This is a genomic window from bacterium, from assembly GCA_022616075.1.
In the GTDB taxonomy this organism is placed as follows: Bacteria; Acidobacteriota; HRBIN11; order JAKEFK01; family JAKEFK01; genus JAKEFK01.
On the sequence record JAKEFK010000098.1, the window covers coordinates 1 to 5,419 of the forward strand.

Annotated in this window: 3 protein-coding genes; 1 reads left to right on the forward strand and 2 read right to left on the reverse strand. The window is 48.5% G+C overall.

What is annotated here, in order from left to right:
- Positions 1–443 precede the first annotated feature (443 nt).
- A complete protein-coding gene (locus L0156_08410) occupies positions 444–3,068 on the forward strand; it encodes a serine/threonine-protein kinase (GenBank protein ID MCI0603024.1) in 2,625 nt (874 codons plus the stop codon).
- 2 nt (positions 3,069–3,070) lie between these two features.
- Here L0156_08410 and L0156_08415 read toward each other — a convergent pair whose 3' ends face one another.
- Together L0156_08415 and L0156_08420 are read right to left on the reverse strand one after the other, a co-directional pair.
- A complete protein-coding gene (locus tag L0156_08415) occupies positions 3,071–3,421 on the reverse strand; it encodes a hypothetical protein (protein ID MCI0603025.1) in 351 nt (116 codons plus the stop codon).
- 264 nt (positions 3,422–3,685) lie between these two features.
- Positions 3,686–5,419, reverse strand: a 1,734-nt coding sequence (locus tag L0156_08420; GenBank protein MCI0603026.1) for a hypothetical protein, incomplete at its 5' end; no start/stop codon positions are given.

Here is a 5,419-nt window from a genome sequence, read left to right on the forward strand (position 1 = left end):
CTTTTAAGCAGAGGGTCGCTGGTTCGAGTCCAGCACGGCTCACTTATTCTTCTCGGCAAATATCCAAAACACAGCCTAATTTTCGTTTGCATTTTGTTAGTTTGGAAATAACAAACTGGCTGGGGGTCGCGTGATCTTGCCGGTCACGGAAACCAAACAAAATGGGCGTCACAATTCGCAACCGGTGGAAAGTCCGTTCTCACACGACACTGATCATGACAATTAGTGTTACAGTCCTCGGCTTGCATAGGTAGCATAAGGCAAAACAACAATAGAGTCACAATGAGGCACAGTCGCATTTCTTTTATCCTGCTATTGAGCGGTGGAGTCATAACCTTGCGCAAAATCTCAGTCTTTATGTACTGGTTGCCCTCATCTGGCTGATTCCTGATCGCAGAATCGAAAACATACTGAAGGAAACAAAAACGTAATATGATGTTTTTGTGCTCGCAATTTCTCATTACCGCATCCTACAAAGTCTTGGCGCCGGCGGCATGGGTGAAGTTTACCTGGCCGAGGATACAATACTCGGGCGTCGCGTTGCGTTAAAGCTGCTTCCGGAGAAACACACTCACGATCAAGAGCGTCTGCGTCGATTCAAACAGGAAGCAAAATCAGCATCCGCCTTGAATCATCCGAACATCGTGACGATTCACGAAGTGGGAGAATCGGACGGTCATCACTTTATTGCGACTGAATTCATTGATGGCGAAACTCTGCGCGCATTGCTGAAACGAACAGGCAAAATTGAAATCAAGGACTCACTGAACATTGCAACACAAGTTGTATCAGCTTTGGCGGCCGCGCATGAGGCGGGAATTGTGCATCGCGACATCAAACCGGAAAACATCATGGTGCGTCGCGATGGTTATGTCAAAGTACTTGATTTCGGACTCGCGAAGTTGACGGAACCGGAAGCGTCGCAAACGGTCGATACCAATCTGCAAACGATCTCCGCAGTTCACACAGAAACAGGGATCGTGCTTGGCACTGCGCATTACATGTCACCAGAACAAGCAACTGGCAAAAACGTGGATGGGCGCACTGACATCTTTTCTTTTGGCGCAGTGCTTTACGAAATGATAAGCGGACAACGAGCATTCCAGGGAAACTCCGTTGTGGAAATACTGGCAGCAACACTGAATCAAGAACCGAAAGCATTGCCACCCAAAGTGCCGCCAGAACTCGCAATGGTGATCCTGCGCTGTTTGCGAAAAGATCCTGCACGGCGATTTCAAACGATGGCGGATCTAAAATTGGCTCTTGAAGATGCGCGCGAACAAATACAGGAACCACGTAAGCGTTTGTCTTCAAGAAAATTCGTCCCGGTGATTTTGATGATAGCGGCACTGTTTGCATTTCTCTTATGGCAACCTTGGAAAAAAGAAACTGCTGTCGGGCCGCTCCGAGTGCAAGCGATCACAACGCTACCGGGTGTCGAACAATATCCATCGCTTTCTCCGGATGGCAAGCAAGTCGTTTTCGCATGGACAGGATCGAAGCAGGACAATCAAGACATCTACGTCCAGATGATCGGACAGGGATCTCCATTGCGGTTAACAACCGATCTTCGCTACGACTATAATCCGGTCTGGTCGCCCGATGGCCGATGGATCGCGTTCTTGCGAAGCGAACCAAGCGCAACGACCGGAGCCCGAAATCGAGAACTAAGACTCATAGCGCCTCTTGGTGGTCCCGAACGTAAATTGAGTGACATCACTTCTCAGGATTTCGATCGCAATTCGACTTATCTCGCATGGACGCCAGAGAGCAAGGCTGTGATTGTAACCGATTCACAAGGTGAGGGACGTCCGGATGCTTTGTTCGTGATTTCGATTGAAACTGGTGAGAAAAAGCGATTAACGAATCCACAATCTCCTGTGCTTGCAGATACAAGTCCGGCGGTTTCGCCTGATGGTCGCTCTCTTGTGTTCCTTCGACGAATCTCATGGAGCTCAGGCGAGCTTCAACTCCTGGCACTGGGAAAAGATATGAGGTCATCCGGCGAACCAAGGCGCCTTACTCACGCTGAGCAACGCGCAAATGATCCGGCGTGGATGCCTGATGGCGAAGAAATTATTTTTGCAGCAAAAGGCAATCTTTGGAGACTACCCATCTCCGGCGAAAAGTCGGCGACGCAAATTCCGTTTGTAGGAGAAGACGGAATGATGCCTACCATTTCACGCACTGAGTCCGGAAAGCCGCCACGTTTGGTTTACGTACGCAGATTTTCCGATACGAATATCTGGCGTGTTGAAACTTCAACTTTAGGCGCGCCATCTACGTCTGCACCGGTTGCAGCAATCTCATCAACGAAAGAGGAATTCCATTGTCAGTTTTCGCCAGATGGCAACCACGTAGCATTCATCTCATTTCGATCAGGAGAAGCGGAGATTTGGATTTCCGATCCGGATGGCTCGAATGCCGTTCAACTCACATCCCTTGGTATTCCAGATACAACGTGGCCTCATTGGTCTCCGGATGGTCAAATGATCGCGTTCTCTTCTGCTCTGGAAGGTGAATGGGACATCTATGTAATTCCTGCTGCGGGCGGCAAGCCCCGGCGTCTCACTTCGCATCCGAGCATCGATATCCAACCGGTGTTCTCACATGACGGAAAGTGGATTTACTTCGCCTCGATGCGATCCGGTGATTTTCGCATTTGGAAAATGCCGGCAAACGGCGGAGATGCAATCCAGGTCACACCAAATCAAGGACGCGGCGCTATGGAATCAGCGGATGGCAAGAATCTGTACTATCATGCCGTTTCGGTTGTTGCGCCACTGTTTCGGTTGCCAACAACCGGAGGCCGGCCGATCAAGGTTCTGGATGGAATCATCTGGTACAACTACTGTTTAGTGAAAAATGGAATCTACTACATCGATCAACAGGAAAGCGAAACACGGCTTCAGTTCCTGGATTTAGCGAGCGGCAACAGCACAACAATTGCGCAAAATCTTGGTAAAGCTGCAACGGGATTAACGGCATCTCCTGACGGCAAAACAATTCTTTTTGCGCGAGTCGACTCTTCCATTGATGATTTGATGCTAGTGGAAAATTTCGAGTAGACTTATTCAAGTTTCGCTTCCACAACGCTCACGGCTGATTCTGTAGGGACAACGCGTGTGAGGCGCAGACCCGCCTTGGCGAGAAGTGCGCCGTATTCCTGGTCCGTTCGCTCTTGCCCTCCTGGTCCAACCAGCATCATCATATCCAGGATCTTGCCTGGATGTGGAGTATTCCCTTCCGGAAGCACCATTTCAATAATCAGCAAACGACTGTCAGGATTCATCGAGCGCCGCTCAACAACGACATTATTGCAGTCGAATATCTCGCCGGCAATCCTCGGCCCGGTCGTGTCGTTAATGTTTCCATTGTCATGGATCACGTTGCCGGCAACAACCACGAGGTCGCTTTGCACACCGATACCGCCGCGATCCAGGTCCTGAGTCTCCAGATTGCCGTTGAATCAGCCCACTGGTAAGCGGGGCCGACGGGACTCGAACCCGCGACCTCCGACGTGACAGATCGCTACAACATCGTCGAGACGACGAGATCCAAGTATCCAAAATCAACCAAAATCAACCAATTTGGGTGCAAAAATGCAAACAGAATGCAAACAAAATCCGGGCTTTCAACCCTTTGTGAATTCACGGCACGACTGATAAGCGGCTGATCATCTGTCTCATTGCGGAAATCCGATGCGCTGCAACAGTCGTCGGAATCTGGGATCAGAATGAAGACTATCAAATAGGGGTGAGGAGTTGATATTCAAAATGTCAGGAGCCTTGTGTTCGAGAGCTCTTTCCAACCAGAAGAATGCTTTGTCCTTATCTCCCAGAACGGTGTATACGGCCGCAAAAGTAACCTGATCGGGATTGGGCGAATCCTTTAACTTCTCTATCATGTTGATTGCTTCCATTTTCATGCCACAGGATGCGTACGACAATGGCAATGAAGCTTGAATTGCCGGTTCATCTTTTAAAGCTGCCAAAACTTTTTTGAAACTGGCAATAGCTTCAGGACACATTTTCTTTGAAAGGTAAGCGAAGCCAAGATCGTATTCTACCCAAATAAACTCTGGATACTTTTTACGAATTTTCATGAATTGTTCGATAGCCCGATCGTACTGTCGCGCGTCCAAATAGATGGCACCGACATTCAGTTTTAGCGAGAGGTTTAAAGGATCCAATTCCTCAGCGCGTTTGATTTTCGCGATTGCTTCTTCGTGACGTCCTGCAGCAGACAGATACAAAGCGTATCCATGAACGGAGCTCAGGCCGAGCTCGAGGGCCCGCTTGTAATGCCGTTCCGCGCCAACCCAGTCCCAGTCAAAGTTGTGAAGTGTAAATGCGAGAGCGCCGTGCGCAGTGCCATTTGTTTCATCAAGCTCCAATGCTTTTAAGGCTGCCTCCTTAGCTTTCGGATAAAATTCCGGGAGACCGAAGCTCGCCAACCAGTGATATGCGCGTGCCAATGCTGCGTAAGCGGGAGCATAATCAGGTTCGATCCTGATCGCCTCCTGAAAATAATTGAAGCTTCTGTTTAACAACACTTCATATTCGTCTACCGAATTGATCCCTTCGTTGAAATAGTATAAACCTCTCAAATAAGCTTCATTGGCTTCCGGATTTACTTTCTTAGCGCTTGCGAGGAGTGCTTTTTCTTGTGGTGTGAGCTGAATTCGAATTTGTTCGGCAATCACTCTTGCGACTTCACTTTGGAGAGTCAGAACGTCACCCAGGTTGCCTTCATAACTCTCAGCCCACAAATGTTGATCGGTTGAACCACTGATCAACTGAGCCGTGATTCTCACTTTTTCTCCGGCTCGAAGAACGGATCCGGCAACAATGGCATCCACGTCGAGCTCTTTCGCAACTTCCGGCAAAGCTTTTTTACTCTTTTTGTATTGCATGATGGAAGTCCGTGAAATCACCTTCAGCGAACGAATCTTCGCCAGTTCAGTAATTAAAGCTTCCGTCATTCCATCAGAAAAGTATTCTTGATCCAGGTCTCCTGACAGGTTTTGAAGAGGTAATACTGCCAGTGATTCAATCTGCACAGTGTCTGATTCATGTGAAAAGCGCCTGCTCACGTTTACTGTTATTACTACGACAAGTGCAAGTCCGACAACAATGCCGGCAATCAAGAGTGCGGGTCTTTTTATTCCGCGCTGTTCTTGAGGTTTTGCTGCAACGGAAATATGATTACGAACATCTTGAAGGTCCTTTGCAAGATCCTGAGTAGATGCATAACGATCTTCCCGATTCTTTGCCATGCAACGTTGAATGATCGATTGAATCGGTTGCGGTACCTGTGGATTTAACGAACTCACCGATTTCGGCTCTTCATTTATAATTGTGGATAAAGTATCTACCGCCGTCTTGCGATGAAAAGGTTGTTTGCCGGTGGCCATTTC